The organism is Treponema sp. OMZ 906, from assembly GCF_024181185.1.
Classification (GTDB): Bacteria; Spirochaetota; Spirochaetia; order Treponematales; family Treponemataceae; genus Treponema.
The window spans coordinates 1992324-2007634 of record NZ_CP051196.1 but is presented as its reverse complement, the minus strand read 5'-3'; the positions used below and the strand labels follow the sequence as shown (position 1 = coordinate 2007634).

Genomic DNA, 15311 nt, shown 5'->3' with positions numbered 1-15311 from the left:
TCTATTGTGCTTTCTCAGCCTTATCCTTCCGCCGCCGTTTCCGTAGACGCAGTATGATGATAATTGCGGCTATTCCCAAGGCGATAAATACCCAGCCATACAACAGTGCGATACAGACCGCGGCAAAGGCCTGTACTCCGCCTTTTATTGCATCCCATACCGGCATAAAAACTGAACCGGTTTCCGATGCGGCTTTTATCTGTTGATACATACTGATATGCAGCGTGCTGAAATTAACGGAATTTTTCAGATACCGCAGTCTGCCTTCTATCGATTCTATATCCGACCGTATATCCTGCAGCTCATTTTGAATATCGAGGATATCTTTTATTGTTTTTGCTTGGTTGAGCAGCCGCAGGTATCCTTGCTCCGTTTCTTTTTTGACGGCAAGGCGTGCGGTACTATCGACGAATTCTTCCGTAACGTCCTGCACGGTAACAGACTTGTTATCAAATTTTTTAATATCACCGGACAGTTCCGACAAAAATGAATCAAAGTGCGTCTTCGGTATTCTAACGGTAATATCCTGATAGATTCGCGAAGCAGTAGTCCGTTCGTCTTCTTGGCTGATATAGGCTTTGTATTTTTGTACGAGCGTTTCGATATGCTGACGGGTTTCCATTATGTCTGATGTTTCAAAATCGAGTGAACCTTCTTTTATGAGCTGCCGGTCGAGCATTGCAGCGGCATTTGCAGTCTCTGTGCCGTCTAAAGGACGCTGCATATCGGCGGTATCTACATCAGCGGGGTTTACATCTTTTGCGTATGCTGCATTTTTTACCGCTCCTGCGGGATGTTCGGCTTCGGCATATACCTGTCTAGTTGAAACCGAATCGCTTTTTTTAGCACATGAGCTGAAGACAACCGTTCCTGAAAAGATAATAAAAAAAGATAGAAAAATACAATGACGATTCATATAATGGTGCTCCTTACATCAAGTCTGTATTATATCATAATGAGCGCATCTCTAAAAATCTAATCGACTGTTTTATATAGACCTTTGTTGTTTATGCAAGTGCTTGTAAGAGCTTTTCTACGTTCTCAGGTGTGGTTGCCCAGTCGGTTGCGATGCGGACAACGGTGTGCGAATCGTCTTTCTTTTCCCAAAAACCGAATGCGATTTTTTTTGAAAGTTCTGCATAGCGTGTATTGTCAAGGACGATAAAAATCTGATTTGTCGGGGCGGTAAAATATTGTTCATACCTGTGTGAAGCAAGAAAAGCGCGGATAGTATCGGCGGCACGGATTGCATTTTCCCCGATATGAAGATACAGGTCATCGGTAAAAAGCGTTTCAAACTGAATGCCGAGCAGTCTTCCTTTTGCGAGCAAGGCGCCGTGTTGTTTTATAATGGTAAAAAAATGCGGGCTACGTTTCGGATCGGGAATAACAACCGCTTCTCCGAAGAGGGCGCCGCATTTCGTGCCGCCGATGTAAAAGGCATCACAGAGCGTTGCAAAGTCTGCAAGCGTTACATCGTTTTCTTTGCAGGCAAGCGCATACGCAAGCCGCGCTCCGTCAACATACAGCGGAATATGATACTCGCGGCACACTGCACTGATTGCGGTCATCTCCTGCTTGCTGTAGAGCGTTCCGTATTCCGTCGGCTGCGAGATATATACCATCCCCGGATATACCATGTGCTCATAGTTTCCATCCGCATAAAAATCCAGTAGATACCGCTTAACCGAAGCGGCCGTGATTTTACCTTTGTCGCAGGCAATAGAAAGCACTTTATGCCCGCCGAACTCTATCGCGCCCGCTTCGTGTACGGCGACATGCCCTGTCTGTGCCGCGATAACACCCTCATACCGGTTAAGGAGTGCATCGATAACCGTTGCGTTTGTCTGGGTACCGCCGACAAGAAAATGCACCGCCGCCGCAGGGCATTCGCACGCTTTTCTGATAAGGGCACGTGCCCGTTCACAATATTCGTCGGTTCCGTATCCTGCCGTCTGTTCCATATTTGTTTGTACAAGACGCTGGATAATCGCAGGATGAGCCCCTTCCATGTAATCCGAAGAAAAAGAGAGTCTATTTTGAGTGTTCATACCGTAAGATTATCGGATAACAGATTTTTGCGCAAGATTTTTTGCCTCGTGTTTACCCTGACGGTTTTACAGTTGTACGCCGTCTTGACAGCCTAAAAATTCGGCGGTATGCTTTTATTTATATTTATATAATAGAAGAGATAAAGGGAGGGTGTATGAAGTATTCATTACCGAAATCAGAAAAATTACCGTTACTACGGCACAGTATTGCGCACATAATGGCAGAAGCTGTTATGAATTTATTCCCCGGCACAAAGGTCGCTATTGGGCCTGCCGTTGAACATGGATTTTATTATGATTTTGACCTTCCGACATCGATCACGCAGGATGATCTTGCTCGTATCGAAAAAGAAATGCGCCGTCTTTTATCAACTCCGCAGAACTTTGTAAAAGAAATCGTCAGTAGGCAACAAGCGCTTGAGCTTTTTAAGGATCAACCGTATAAGTGCGAACTTATCAATGATTTACCGCAAGATGCGGAAATCTCGATTTACCGGTCGGGTAATTTTGTTGATTTATGCCGAGGGCCGCATGTTGCCAATTCAAAAGAAATTAACGCTCAAAGTTTTAAGCTGCAAAAAATTGCGGGAGCCTATTGGCGCGGCGATGAAAAACGTCCGATGCTGACCCGTATCTATGGTACGGCATGGGAAACGCCCAATGACCTTAAAACCTATCTGACGATGCAGGCAGAAGCGGAGAAAAACGATCACCGCAAAATAGGACGGGAACTTGATTTATTCCATATCGAAGAAGACAATCCCGGCGAAGTATTCTGGCACCCGAACGGCTGGACGCTCTATTTAACCGTGCAGCAGCATGTACGCCAGAAGATTAAAGAAGACGGCTATGTTGAGGTAAATACCCCCTTTGTTATGCCGCAGAGTCTCTGGCTTCGGTCGGGGCACTGGGAAAAATACAAGGAAAATATGTTTATCACCGAAAGCGAGAAACGGGTGTTTGCGCTTAAACCGATGAACTGTCCCGGGCACGTTGAAATCTTTAAACAGGGAATTAAAAGCTACCGCGATTTGCCGCTGCGTATTGCGGAGTTCGGCTCCTGTACGCGGAATGAACCGTCCGGTTCGCTGCATGGGATTATGCGGGTGCGTGGTTTTGTGCAGGATGACGCGCATATTTTCTGTACGGAAGAACAAATTTCCTCCGAAGTGTGCAAGTTCTGTAACCTGCTTAAATCGCTCTATCGAGATTTCGGCTTTGACGATAAAGCTATACTCGTCAAGTTTTCTACGCGGCCGGAAAAACGGGTCGGCGACGATGCAACGTGGGATAGGGCAGAGAATGCGCTTGCGGAAGCGTGTAAAGCCGCCGGTCTTGAATACGAGATTGCTCCCGGAGAAGGAGCATTTTACGGGCCGAAGCTGGAGTTTACGCTTGTCGATGCGCTTGGCCGAGAATGGCAATGCGGTACCATACAGGCGGACTATCAACTGCCCTCTAAAGACCGGCTGAATGCCGAGTATATCGGAGAGGATAACCAAAAGCATCAGCCCGTCATGCTGCACCGCGCGGCACTCGGTTCGCTGGAGCGGTTTATCGGTATTTTGATTGAACAATTCGGCGGTGCGCTGCCCCCGTGGCTTTCTCCGGTGCAGGCAATGGTTATTCCCGTCGCTCCCGTATTTAACGAATATGCCGAAAGTATCGCCGTGTCTCTTTCAAAAGCCGGCTTCCGCGTAAAGGCTGATATTGATACCGACCGTATGAATGCAAAGATACGGAAGTATCAGGAACAAAAAATTCCGTATCAGCTTGTTGTCGGCGAAAAGGAAAAGCAGAACAACAGTGTTACCGTCCGGCTTTTGAAAGGAGCGCAAAAAACGATGTCCGTCGATGAATTTACCGCTTTCTTAAAACTCAAGACCGACACCGTTGCAACAAGCGCAGAATTTTAACGGAAAGATATAGTGATGAAGCATCTCTAAATGCTATACCTGAGTTTTTTTTCAGATGCCCTAGAGATGTTCGACCGAAAATAAACCTGTTCGGAAACTTCCGTTTCTGAACAGGTCTAGTATGTATAAATGACAACGGCCGGTAGTTCAGCAAGAATTACCGGCCGTTTTGTTATAGGCTCGTGATTGTATGGCGTGTCAAAATCGGCGCCATTGCATCATACACTACTCAGCGCGGCACGGCATATCGCGGGTTGCGACAATGTCGATGCCCGTATGCAGCACGTCGGGAATAATGACTGCTCCTGTCTTTACCGGTGCCGTTACCCTGATTTTGTTGATCTCCGCCATCACCTGAAAAATCATGCCTTTCGGAATAGGCGCAGCGGTTTTAACGGGAAGCGCCGATAAAAAGCCGTTTTCAATGCGCACCGTCGAGCTGATATTTCTTCGAGGATCTTTCATTTCCTGCAAGCCGTATTCAAGCCCTCGTTTACAGCTATATCCTTCTATTGTGTAGGTGTCGTCTTTTTCGATTGCCCGGAGCCTACAGCCCATAGGACAGGAAACACAGGTAAATTCTTTCATGCCGGTTTCGTTTATGCATCGAGGCAGGCGATTCCCGGTAGGGTTTTCCCTTCCAAGAATTCGAGTGAGGCGCCGCCGCCGGTAGATACATGGCTCATCTTATCGGCAAGATGGAACTTGTTGACAGCCGCAACGGAATCCCCACCGCCGACAACCGTTACTGCGCCTTTTCCGGTCGCTTCGGCCACAAGGCGGGCAACCGCTTCCGTTCCGTGGGAGAAAGCTTCAAACTCAAAGACGCCGACCGGCCCGTTCCATACGATGGACTTTGCGTTTAAGATTTCCGCCTTGTATAATTCGATGGTTTTAGGCCCGACATCCATTCCCATAAGCGAATCGGGGATGTCGCAGCCGTCTATGCTTTCCGGTTTTGCATCGGCGGCAAAAGAGGCGGCACAAATATGATCCACCGGTAGGATTATTTTAACGCCCTTTGCCTTTGCATCGGTCAAAAGTTTCTTTGCCGTGTCGATAAAATCATCTTCAACCAAGGACTTCCCGATTGAATGACCTTGCGCTTTAAGAAAGGTATACGCCATACCGCCGCCGATAATCAGCGCAGCGGCATTTTTCAAAAGACTGTCCAGTACGGCAATTTTTGAAGAAACTTTTGCGCCGCCGATGATGGCGACCATCGGTTTGGGCGGATTTTTTACCATCGGTTCAATATATTTAACTTCTTTCTCCATTAAAAAACCGGCGACTTTTACCTTCATAAATTTTGCGATGGTCGCCGTAGAAGCATGAGCGCGGTGTGCAGTGCCGAACGCATCGTTGACGTATACATCGCCGTAGGAGGCAAGCTCTTTGGCAAGCGCTTCTTGTTCTGCAGCATCCTTCGAGGTTTCTTCGGGATGGAAGCGCGTATTCTCCAGCATCAAGATACCGCCTTCAGGAAGTGCATCGACTACCGCCTTTTCTCCCTTGCAGGAATCGGCAAGCCGAACGGGCATACCTAACAGTCTTTCCAAATATGCCGCTACCGGCTTCATCTTATGCTTACCGGCGATGTAGACCTCTTTATCAAACGGCTTGCCGTCCTTAGCCGCTTTTTCCTCAGCTTTCTTTGAATCTTTGGCAGGATCGCCGAGGTGGCTCATCAACACCAACGAACGCGGCTTTTGCTCTAAAATATATTTGATAGTCGGTAATGCTGCAACGATTCGCGTATCGTCCTGCACAACCCCGTCCTTCATCGGAACATTAAAATCAACCCGCATGATAACACGCTTGCCGTGAAGATCTACATCTCTTACCGTTTTAACCATTGCATTCCTCCATTATATTAGGGCGGTGCTTGTATCTCGGTTCAGACGACCCCGCATCTTCCAAAATGACAACACCTACCAAGAGTTTTATATCCGATAAAAATATACTCTGTTATATAAAAAAATGCAACGCTCAGCAATTATAGTTAAACAGCCTTACAGACAAGAAAGCCAATCTTTTTGCGCTTGCGCCAATCCCGTCCATACAAAAGCGTGAAATCCAAGTTTTTGAGCTGCCTCGATATTCCGTTCCATGTCATCGAAAAAAACAGCTTCATCTGCACTGATACCTAAACCTTCAAGACAATTGAGGTAAATTTCAGGTTCGGGTTTTATTAGATGCAATCGGCATGAAAAGCATGCGTAATCGGCGGCCACAAAGGGAGGTATTTCTTTTTCATATCGATCTAAAAATTGATACGGCATATTGGAAAGAATCCCCAGTTTGAAACCTTGTTTTTGAATATTTAAAGCCCAATCACATACCGCATCATTTAAAGTTCGCCAACCGGCTAAATCAATATCTACCATCTTCTTCAGTAGTCCGGTATCTTTAGCGGCTTCTTCATAGCCGTTATTTTGCAGCAAGCGTCTGTACATTTCCTCACCGTTGATGACTCCCCGATCAAAATCGCTACGGTGCGTGCTGTAAAGATTTCCAAATGCTTCCACCGGGATACCGGTTTCAGCAGCCATTGCTTCATCGATAGCTTTCGTGTCGGTTAAAGAAATCACATTGCCGTAATCTAAAATCAGTGCTTTAATCATAAGAGGCTCCTTGCGATATTGAGTACAACAATATACTGAAATATGATGATGTGAATAGTAGAAGATGCAATCTTTCAGATGTAATTGTTCCTCCTCAAAACACATTTGCCTTGAGCGATGTTCACTATTTCAATAACCATGAAAGGGTGGAAAAGCGAAGTGAATCGCAGAAATAGAATGCAAAGAGAAAGAAAGTAGATTTTATCAAAAAAAAGTAGCATGAGATAGTTGACAGTGTGAGGTAATATGTGATACTATCTCTTCCGTTGCACTTCATGACTGTCGGGCAGCTAAGCAGTGTAGCAAGAATGAAAAGCCTTTGGGTTTACCAATTCCTTCTATTATCAACCTAATAGACCTGTTTGTTATAGGTAGGTGTTGATGATACCGAACAGTATTTAAAACAGCAAAAGTTGATTATTCTTTTTGATGTTTCGGTATAAAGACGGTAAGCGTTGTTGATGTTTTTTTATTTTTCCGGTTTTGATGTATGAAAAAAAAACTTAAAAAAATAAAAATAAAAAAGGACAAAAGGTACTTGACAAAACGAATGGTTTTTTGATATATTCTTTTTCGCTTGCTGCGATGCCAAGGCGAAGCGCAGTTAAGCAAACTGGTCTTTGAAATTAAAGGGAGGGGAAAGAAGAAAAGCCAAAGAGCGAAAAATCTTTGGTAAGGAAATAAGCGTAGAACAAAGAATTGAGAGAGAAAGAGAGCGTGCAGGGTGATGAATAATTGCTTTGCATTGTTATTTTTCTTTCTCTTAAAGGTCAACGTTCCTAAAATAAAAGAAACGGGACTTGCTTTCAAAATTATTGAGATCAGACGCCCTTCGGGGTGTTTGAAATAAAATAATGGAGAGTTTGATCCTGGCTCAGAACGAACGCTGGCGGCGCGTCTTAAGCATGCAAGTCGAACGGCAAGAGAGGAGCTTGCTTCTCTCCTAGAGTGGCGGACTGGTGAGGAACACGTGGGTAATCTACCCTTAAGATGGGGATAGCTGCTAGAAATAGCAGGTAATACCGAATACACTCGGCATATCACAAGAGATGTTGAGGAAAGGAAGCTACGGCTTCGCTTGAGGATGAGCTTGCGTCCCATTAGCTAGTTGGTGAGGTAAAGGCCCACCAAGGCGACGATGGGTATCCGGCCTGAGAGGGTGAACGGACACATTGGGACTGAGATACGGCCCAAACTCCTACGGGAGGCAGCAGCTAAGAATATTCCGCAATGGACGGAAGTCTGACGGAGCGACGCCGCGTGGATGAAGAAGGCTGAAAAGTTGTAAAATCCTTTTGTTGATGAAGAATAAGGGTGAGAGGGAATGCTCATCTGATGACGGTAATCGACGAATAAGCCCCGGCTAATTACGTGCCAGCAGCCGCGGTAACACGTAAGGGGCGAGCGTTGTTCGGAATTATTGGGCGTAAAGGGCATGTAGGCGGCTATGTAAGCCTGATGTGAAATCCTGGGGCTTAACCCTAGAATAGCATTGGGTACTGTATAGCTTGAATTACGGAAGGGAAACTGGAATTCCAAGTGTAGGGGTGGAATCTGTAGATATTTGGAAGAACACCGGTGGCGAAGGCGGGTTTCTGGCCGATAATTGACGCTGAGATGCGAAAGTGTGGGGATCGAACAGGATTAGATACCCTGGTAGTCCACACTGTAAACGATGTACACTAGGTGTTGGGGCAAGAGCTTCAGTGCCAAAGCAAACGCGATAAGTGTACCGCCTGGGGAGTATGCCCGCAAGGGTGAAACTCAAAGGAATTGACGGGGGCCCGCACAAGCGGTGGAGCATGTGGTTTAATTCGATGGTACGCGAGGAACCTTACCTGGGTTTGACATCTAGTAGAAGGTCTTAGAGATAAGGCCGGGTAGCAATACCCTGCTAGACAGGTGCTGCATGGCTGTCGTCAGCTCGTGCCGTGAGGTGTTGGGTTAAGTCCCGCAACGAGCGCAACCCCTACTGCCAGTTACTAACAGGTAAAGCTTGAGGACTCTGGCGGAACTGCCGATGACAAATCGGAGGAAGGTGGGGATGACGTCAAGTCATCATGGCCCTTATGTCCAGGGCTACACACGTGCTACAATGGTTGCTACAAAGCGAAGCGAGACCGTAAGGTGGAGCAAACCGCAAAAAAGCAATCGTAGTTCGGATTGAAGTCTGAAACTCGACTTCATGAAGTTGGAATCGCTAGTAATCGCGCATCAGCACGGCGCGGTGAATACGTTCCCGGGCCTTGTACACACCGCCCGTCACACCATCCGAGTTGGGGGTACCCGAAGTCGCTTGTCTAACCTGCAAAGGAGGACGGTGCCGAAGGTACGCTTGGTAAGGAGGGTGAAGTCGTAACAAGGTAGCCGTACCGGAAGGTGCGGCTGGATCACCTCCTTTCTTAGAGAAAGGTAAATACTAAATGCTTTGTAGGTTGTACACAAAGCGTCCGCTTATCTCCTCTTCTTTTCCTCCCTTTTTTATATTTTTGGTTTGTAGTAAGGGGATATAGCTCAGCTGGCTAGAGCGGCGGCTTTGCAAGCCGTAGGTCAGGGGTTCGAATCCCCTTATCTCCAAAAACGTAAAACAGAAAGTGTTTTGTTTTTACGAAGAGATCTTTGAAAAGCTAGGGAAGGGAAAGAAAGAATGCTTGAAGGTGAATTTTCTTTATTTAAAGTAAAGGGATGAACTGGAGAGTGAAAAATAAGGTGAAAAGAAGAATTCTTGACGGTTATTGAATAGATGATCGTTTTAAGAAGAGAACATAATATGGTCAAGCGAAGAATAGGTTTATGGTGGATGTCTTGGAGCCAGCCGGCGAAGAAGGCCGTGATAAGCTGCGAAAAGCTTCGGGGAGGAGCACATATCCTGTGATCCGGAGATAGCCGAATGGGGTAACCCGATAGGAGTGATTCTATCATTACACTCTTGAATAAAATAGAGAGGTAAAGCAATACTGAGTGAACTGAACCATCTAAGTAACTCAAGGAAAAGACATCAAAAGAGATTCCGAAAGTAGTGGCGAGCGAAATTGGAAGAGCCCAAACCCGTTAAACGGGGGTTGTAGGGCTGCACGGGCTTACGTACAGCAAGTGATAAAGCGAATGTATAGCGGAAAGGTTTTGGGAAAGCCTGACAGAGAGGGTGAAATCCCCGTACGCGAAATACAGTCGTCTTGCCGGTGCAGTACCTGAGTACGGCGGGACACGAGAAATCCTGTCGGAATCCGGGTCGACCACGATCCAAGGCTAAATACGAGTTGGCTACCGATAGCGGACAAGTACCGTGAGGGAAAGATGAAAAGAACCCCGGTGAGGGGAGTGAAATAGAACCTGAAACCATAAACCGACAAGATGTTACAGCCCTTTATGGGTGGTGGCGTGCCTTTTGTAGAATGAGCCTGCGAGTTACGGTATGCAGCGAGGTTAAGGAATAGAAGTTCCGGAGCCGGAGGGAAACCGAGTCTGAAAAGGGCGAAGTAAGAGTTGCATGTCGTAGACCCGAAGCCAGAGTGATCTAGTCATGAGCAGGTTGAAGCAGCGGTAAAACGCTGTGGAGGACCGAACTACAATCTGTTAAAAAAGGTTTGGATGACTTGTGACTAGGAGTGAAAGGCTAAACAAACCTGGAAATAGCTGGTTCTCCCCGAAATGCCTTTAGGGACAGCCTTATACAAAATTACCGGAGGTAAAGCACTGGATGGACTAGGGGGCTTCACCGCCTACCAAACCCAATCAAACTCTGAATGCCGGTAATCAACGTATAGGAGTGAGACTGCGTGCGACAAGGTTCGTAGTCAAAAGGGAAACAGCCCAGACCGTCAGCTAAGGTCCCGAAATACTGCTTGAGTGTGAAATGAAGTGTGGATACCTAGACAGCCAGGAGGTTGGCTTAGAAGCAGCCATTCCTTAAAAGAGTGCGTAATAGCTCACTGGTCGAGTATACATGCGCAGATAATGTAACGGGGCTAAGCAGTATACCGAAGCTACGGGTCTTATGCAGTATAAGCATAAGGCGGTAGGGGAGCATTCCATGGACTGATGAAGGTGTACCTGACAGGGGCACTGGAGGGGATGGAAGAGAGAATGCAGGTATAAGTACACGAAAAGAAAGGTGAGATTCCTTTCCGCCGAAAACCTCAGGTTTCCTGGGTAAAGGTCATCTGCCCAGGGTTAGTCGGCTCCTAAGGCGAGGGCGAAAGCCGTAGTCGATGGGAAATCGGTTCATATTCCGATACCTTTTATAATTTCGATGGCAGGACGCATGAGGCGACCCCCGGCCGGAGAACGGTTGTTCCGGTCGAAGTATTTAAGCCGTTATGAAGGATGGTAGGTAAATCCGCTATCCAAGGTGAGAAGCGACAGCGAGTGGATCGATGAGAGAAGCGAAGCGGGGTAAGTCATGGTGCCGGGAAATACTGTCTAAGGCTAGGTTATAAAAGACCGTACCGTAAACCGACACAGGTAGGTAGGATGAGAAATCTAAGGCGCTCGAGAGAACTCGCGTTAAGGAACTCGGCAAAATGCACACGTAACTTAGGGAAAAGTGTGGCCTCTGTTTAGTAATGAGTGGAGGTAGCATAAAGCAGGCCCAGGCGACTGTTTATCAAAAACACAGCCATCTGCGAATCAGTAATGAGACGTATAGGTGGTGACACCTGCCCGGTGCCGGAAGGTTAAGAGGAGCGGTGAGCAGTAATGCGAAGCTGTTAATTGAAGCCCCGGTAAACGGCGGCCGTAACTATAACGGTCCTAAGGTAGCGAAATTCCTTGTCGGGTAAGTTCCGACCCGCACGAATGGTGTAACGTATCTGGGCACTGTCTCAACGCGAGGCTCGGTGAAATTTATATACCGGTAAAGAAGCCGGTTACCCATAGTTAGACGGAAAGACCCCGTGAACCTTCACCGTAACTTACTATTGGGACTTGGTTTATCATGTGTAGAATAGGTGGGAAACAGTGAAACTTGCTCGTTAGGGTGAGTGGAGTTGCCAAGTGAAATACCACCCTTGATGAATTAGGTTTCTAACCCGTTCCGTGAAGCCGGAATGGGAACAGTGGTAGGCAGGCGGTTTGACTGGGGCGGTCGCCTCCTAAAATGTAACGGAGGTGCGCGAAGGTCTCCTCACGTCGGTTGGAAATCGACGCAGTGAGTGTAAAGGCACAAGGAGGCTTAACTGCAAGAGTGACAGCTCAAGCAGATACGAAAGTAGGTCTTAGTGATCTGGCGGTCGCGAGTGGAAGCGCCGTCACTTAACGGATAAAAGGTACTCCGGGGATAACAGGCTGATTTTCCCCAAGAGTTCACATCGACGGGAAAGTTTGGCACCTCGATGTCGGCTCATCGCATCCTGGGGCTGAAGTAGGTCCCAAGGGTTTGGCTGTTCGCCAATTAAAGCGGTACGTGAGCTGGGTTCAGAACGTCGCGAGACAGTTCGGTCCCTATCTGCTATGGGCGTTGGATATGTGAGAGGGGCTGCTTTTAGTACGAGAGGACCGAAGTGGACGAACCTCTGGTGTACCAGTTATCCTGCCAAGGGTAAGTGCTGGGTAGCTATCGTTCGGAAGGGATAACCGCTGAAGGCATCTAAGCGGGAAGCCCACCTCAAGATTACATATCCCTCGGGGTTTAACCCCGCTAAAGACTCCTTGCACACTACAAGGTTGATAGGTTGCAGGTCTAAGCACAGTAATGTGTTCTAGCCGAGCAATACTAATAAGTCGTGAGGCTTGACCATATTATCTTCTCTTCTTTATTCTCTTTTATTTACTTTCTTTCCTGTCGCTTATCAATAATAAAGCGCTTCCCTTTATTTAATAAATTTCGTTTCTTTTTTGTTTCGTCTTTTATTGCCCGGTTGCCATAGTGGAGAGGTCATACCCGTTCCCATCCCGAACACGGAAGTCAAGCTCTCATTACGCCGATGATACTGCTCATCCAGAGTGGGAAAGTAGGTAGCTGCCGGGCTTTTTTTTACTTAACTCTCAAAATTTTGGAACTAACCTATAGTTTTTTTTATCTGTTTTGTATATAATTTCCTTTATGAATCCTCAAGTTTCTACATTTGATAAGTTGGTTGATTCTCTTTCGACGGAAGAAGCACAGGCAATGCTCACTCATATTGCTGAGAATATGAAGATGTCTGAAGATATACAGACGGATTCTAAAAATGAGCCGTTGCTGAGCGATACTCAGGTACAAAAAAGTATTCAAATAAATGACGAACCTTTCTTTATTCGTTTATGGTTGCATCTCAAGTCTTTTTTTAAGGCATTACCTATTGAAAAAGTATATGAAGAAGAATTGATTCGACGTATTGGGAAGGGGCTGCAACATGAGTACAAGCAATATATCAATATAAAAGAGAATGTTTTTACAAAAGATTTCTATGAATTGTTGCGCGAATTACGAAAAACACAACTTTTTTTTACCTCCCTTTTGTCCGCTTATGATGCTGATAAGGGAAATTTTTACTTATTAGTAAGCTCTTTTGTTGCACCGGATGTGTATGCAAAATTAATGTACAATACTGATCCTTTTAGCTGTGTTCCAAGTTCGCAGGCGAATTCAAACCTCCGATCTGAGCTTTTGAAGAAAATTGATGAAACATTTTCTTTGATGACGACAGATTATAAAGCCGGAATGTACCAAGCGGCTAATGCAATTGAATGGATGCGGCATTTCTGTGAATTACCGATTGATAAAGCTGTTTTATGCTTTACCGTAAATCCGGCAGTTGAACCATCATGTTCAATTTACCTGCTCTCTGTAGAGATTAATATGCTTGCATCGGTTCTCAGTACAATAAAGCCAATTCCGGATGTCGTACTTCAAGCTTTATTTTTGCTATCAAAACAAGATAAGTTGAATGATAAAGCTGTTAATATGGATGAAGAATCGGTTGAATTCATCTCACAAGCTTCTCATGCTTTGGAAACAATTAGGGAGTTTTCTGTGAGAATTCCAATTTTAGATCTAGCCCGATATACATTAAAATCTATACACTGGGAGCCTCAATGCCTTGAGGGGGGGGAAGATTGGTTTCAACTCTTTAAGGTAGCATGGAAAAAACGATTTGCTGAACGGTGGCAACTATGGGCTTCGGAGCAGAGGCGTGTTCAATTGAGCCACCAGATGCTCGATTTGTTGAAAACTGATCGACTTGAGCCTTTGCCCTATCGCCCATGGGAAGATTCTTGGCTTGTGCTTCAATTTAAGCGTGAATTCTCATTTAGCTTTCTCGCGTCTTTTTTTTCAAGATTATATCCAACTTTTGTGCAACCGGTGTTAAAAACGTTGTTGATGGAAGGGAACTTTTATCGACGTGAGAATCTTGCGGAATATACGAATGCTTTTACCGTATTGGAAAAACAGCAGAGTTGTATCAACACTTTTGAATCACGCTTATCCCCAGAGGGTGAAATCGGGGCAGCATTTCTTCAATTAAGAGAAAAAACGATAGCGAGTTTAAAGAGTAAAAGCAGCCTTGAAGCATTAATGAAAAGTATTGAAACCGAAGCTAAGCAAATTATTGCTTCTTCTCAAAATGCACTTAAGATATTGTGCGCTTTGCTCAACGGTTTTATTGACGGTAATAAAAATAGCGTATACGCCCCGCTTTTAAATTGGTTGAATATCCAAGGAAACGATAATGCAGACTTTAGAAAACGAGTAGAAGGTGTAAAGAAATTATTGCAGGAGGTAACAAATATTCTAATGGAAGCAGATAAGATTGAAGCAGATTGGTAGTATCAAATAGAAAACAGTTTGCTTGACAAAAAAATAGGGCAACATATACTCTATAAGGAGGAAAATATATGGCAGAATTTCTAAGTGACCGTAACTTTGAACTCTTTAAAGACTTAATATACAATGAAAGCGGTATCACTTTTTCTGTAACAAACCGATCTATTTTGGAAAGTCGTTTGAAAGATCGTTTACGCGAAAATAAAATGGATGATATTGATGCGTATTATAAAATTCTGACTTCCAATAAAGAAGAACTGAAAATTATGTTGGATTCGGTTACTACTAATTTGACTCGTTTCTTCAGAAATCAACCTCATTTCGATGCTTTAATTCATTATGTTATTCCTGAGATTGTCAAAATAAAACAAGCCGCAGGGCAAAAGCAAATTCATATTTGGAGTGCTGGGTGTTCCACGGGCGAAGAACCGTATACAATCGCTATGGTTATGAAGCGGCATTTGCCACCGGGGTTCACAGCTGATATTATCGCTTCCGATTTATCTTTTAAGTCGCTGGTTGTCGGAAAGCAAGGCTTTTATCCGGAGAATCGTGTCGTTGGAATTCCTGATGATTATTTGGCTCAGTATTTAACTAAACAAGGAAATGGCTATCAGATGAATCCTGAGATTATGCAAATGGTTAAGTTTGATTATCATAATTTAAAACATGATGCCAATAGGAATAACATCGATATTCTTTTTTGCCGTAATGTGATCATTTATTTTGATGAACCCGCACAACAGGCTGTTATTAATCGTTTCTGGGATGCGATGGCGCCTCATTCATTTCTTTTTATCGGACATTCAGAATCTTTATTCGGGATGGATACAAAATTTGAGTTTCTTAAAACCCAATGGGCATGTTTGTACCAAAAAAATGTTAAGTAAAGTTCTTTATAGTTGCAATTATATACGAAAAGGATATATAAAATTTTAGCATATCTACTGAAAATACGGGAGGTTGTTTTAAT

Annotated in this window: 8 protein-coding genes, 1 tRNA gene and 3 rRNA genes; 7 read left to right on the top strand and 5 right to left on the bottom strand. The window is 45.1% G+C overall.

Annotated elements, in window-relative coordinates; translation table 11 throughout:
- Position 1 precedes the first annotated feature (1 nt).
- Both E4N69_RS09040 and E4N69_RS09035 read right to left on the bottom strand, forming a co-directional pair.
- Positions 2 to 916 carry a DUF4349 domain-containing protein gene (locus E4N69_RS09040; RefSeq protein WP_253823620.1) on the bottom strand — a complete coding sequence of 305 codons (915 nt, stop codon included), beginning with the start codon at positions 914 to 916 and terminating at the stop codon, positions 2 to 4.
- A gap of 91 nt (positions 917 to 1007) precedes the next feature.
- Positions 1008 to 2051: a threonine aldolase family protein gene (locus E4N69_RS09035; protein ID WP_253823619.1), complete on the bottom strand. Its 1044-nt coding sequence runs from the start codon at positions 2049 to 2051 to the stop codon at positions 1008 to 1010.
- A 155-nt stretch (positions 2052 to 2206) separates the two neighbouring features.
- Between E4N69_RS09035 and thrS the strand changes: the two genes are divergently transcribed.
- Complete coding sequence (gene thrS, locus E4N69_RS09030; RefSeq protein ID WP_253823618.1) at positions 2207 to 3967, top strand: threonine--tRNA ligase; 1761 nt, start codon at positions 2207 to 2209, stop codon at positions 3965 to 3967.
- Positions 3968 to 4192: 225 nt separating this feature from the next.
- On the opposite strand, the gene E4N69_RS09025 is transcribed toward thrS, so the two are convergent.
- The 3 genes from E4N69_RS09025 to E4N69_RS09015 form a co-directional block, all read right to left on the bottom strand.
- Positions 4193 to 4555, bottom strand: coding sequence for a DUF1667 domain-containing protein (locus E4N69_RS09025; RefSeq protein WP_253823617.1), 363 nt, complete (start codon positions 4553 to 4555; stop codon positions 4193 to 4195).
- Between the two features lie 11 nt (positions 4556 to 4566).
- Complete coding sequence (gene pgk / locus E4N69_RS09020) at positions 4567 to 5823, bottom strand: phosphoglycerate kinase (protein WP_253823616.1); 1257 nt, start codon at positions 5821 to 5823, stop codon at positions 4567 to 4569.
- 156 nt (positions 5824 to 5979) lie between these two features.
- Positions 5980 to 6591, bottom strand: a complete 612-nt coding sequence (locus E4N69_RS09015; protein ID WP_253714127.1) for an HAD family hydrolase — start codon at positions 6589 to 6591, stop codon at positions 5980 to 5982.
- 851 nt (positions 6592 to 7442) lie between these two features.
- Between E4N69_RS09015 and E4N69_RS09010 the strand changes: the two genes are divergently transcribed.
- From E4N69_RS09010 to E4N69_RS08985, 6 genes are all read left to right on the top strand, one after another.
- Positions 7443 to 8992: ribosomal RNA gene (locus E4N69_RS09010) — 16S ribosomal RNA — on the top strand.
- Between the two features lie 102 nt (positions 8993 to 9094).
- A tRNA-Ala gene (locus tag E4N69_RS09005) sits at positions 9095 to 9168 on the top strand.
- Between the two features lie 195 nt (positions 9169 to 9363).
- A 23S ribosomal RNA gene (locus tag E4N69_RS09000) occupies positions 9364 to 12329 on the top strand.
- Between the two features lie 115 nt (positions 12330 to 12444).
- Positions 12445 to 12559 (top strand): 5S ribosomal RNA (rrf, locus tag E4N69_RS08995).
- The 16S, 23S and 5S rRNA genes sit together here with 1 tRNA gene alongside, the layout of an rRNA operon.
- Before the next feature lie 75 nt (positions 12560 to 12634).
- The gene (locus E4N69_RS08990) at positions 12635 to 14341 is read left to right on the top strand and encodes a DUF5312 domain-containing protein (protein WP_253823615.1); all 1707 of its coding nucleotides are present in this window, start codon (positions 12635 to 12637) and stop codon (positions 14339 to 14341) included.
- Positions 14342 to 14409: 68 nt separating this feature from the next.
- A complete protein-coding gene (locus E4N69_RS08985; protein WP_253823614.1) occupies positions 14410 to 15228 on the top strand; it encodes a CheR family methyltransferase in 819 nt (272 codons plus the stop codon).
- Positions 15229 to 15311 lie beyond the last annotated feature (83 nt).

Bases quoted from the DNA above. Each gene is read 5' to 3' on its own strand.
- E4N69_RS09040 (WP_253823620.1), bottom strand. From the start codon at position 916: ATGAATCGTCATTGTATTTTTCTATCTTTTTTTATTATCTTTTCAGGA.
- E4N69_RS09035 (WP_253823619.1), bottom strand. From the start codon at position 2,051: ATGAACACTCAAAATAGACTCTCTTTTTCTTCGGATTACATGGAAGGG.
- thrS (WP_253823618.1), top strand. From the start codon at position 2,207: ATGAAGTATTCATTACCGAAATCAGAAAAATTACCGTTACTACGGCAC.
- E4N69_RS09025 (WP_253823617.1), bottom strand. From the start codon at position 4,555: ATGAAAGAATTTACCTGTGTTTCCTGTCCTATGGGCTGTAGGCTCCGG.
- pgk (WP_253823616.1), bottom strand. From the start codon at position 5,823: ATGGTTAAAACGGTAAGAGATGTAGATCTTCACGGCAAGCGTGTTATC.
- E4N69_RS09015 (WP_253714127.1), bottom strand. From the start codon at position 6,591: ATGATTAAAGCACTGATTTTAGATTACGGCAATGTGATTTCTTTAACC.
- E4N69_RS08990 (WP_253823615.1), top strand. From the start codon at position 12,635: ATGAATCCTCAAGTTTCTACATTTGATAAGTTGGTTGATTCTCTTTCG.
- E4N69_RS08985 (WP_253823614.1), top strand. From the start codon at position 14,410: ATGGCAGAATTTCTAAGTGACCGTAACTTTGAACTCTTTAAAGACTTA.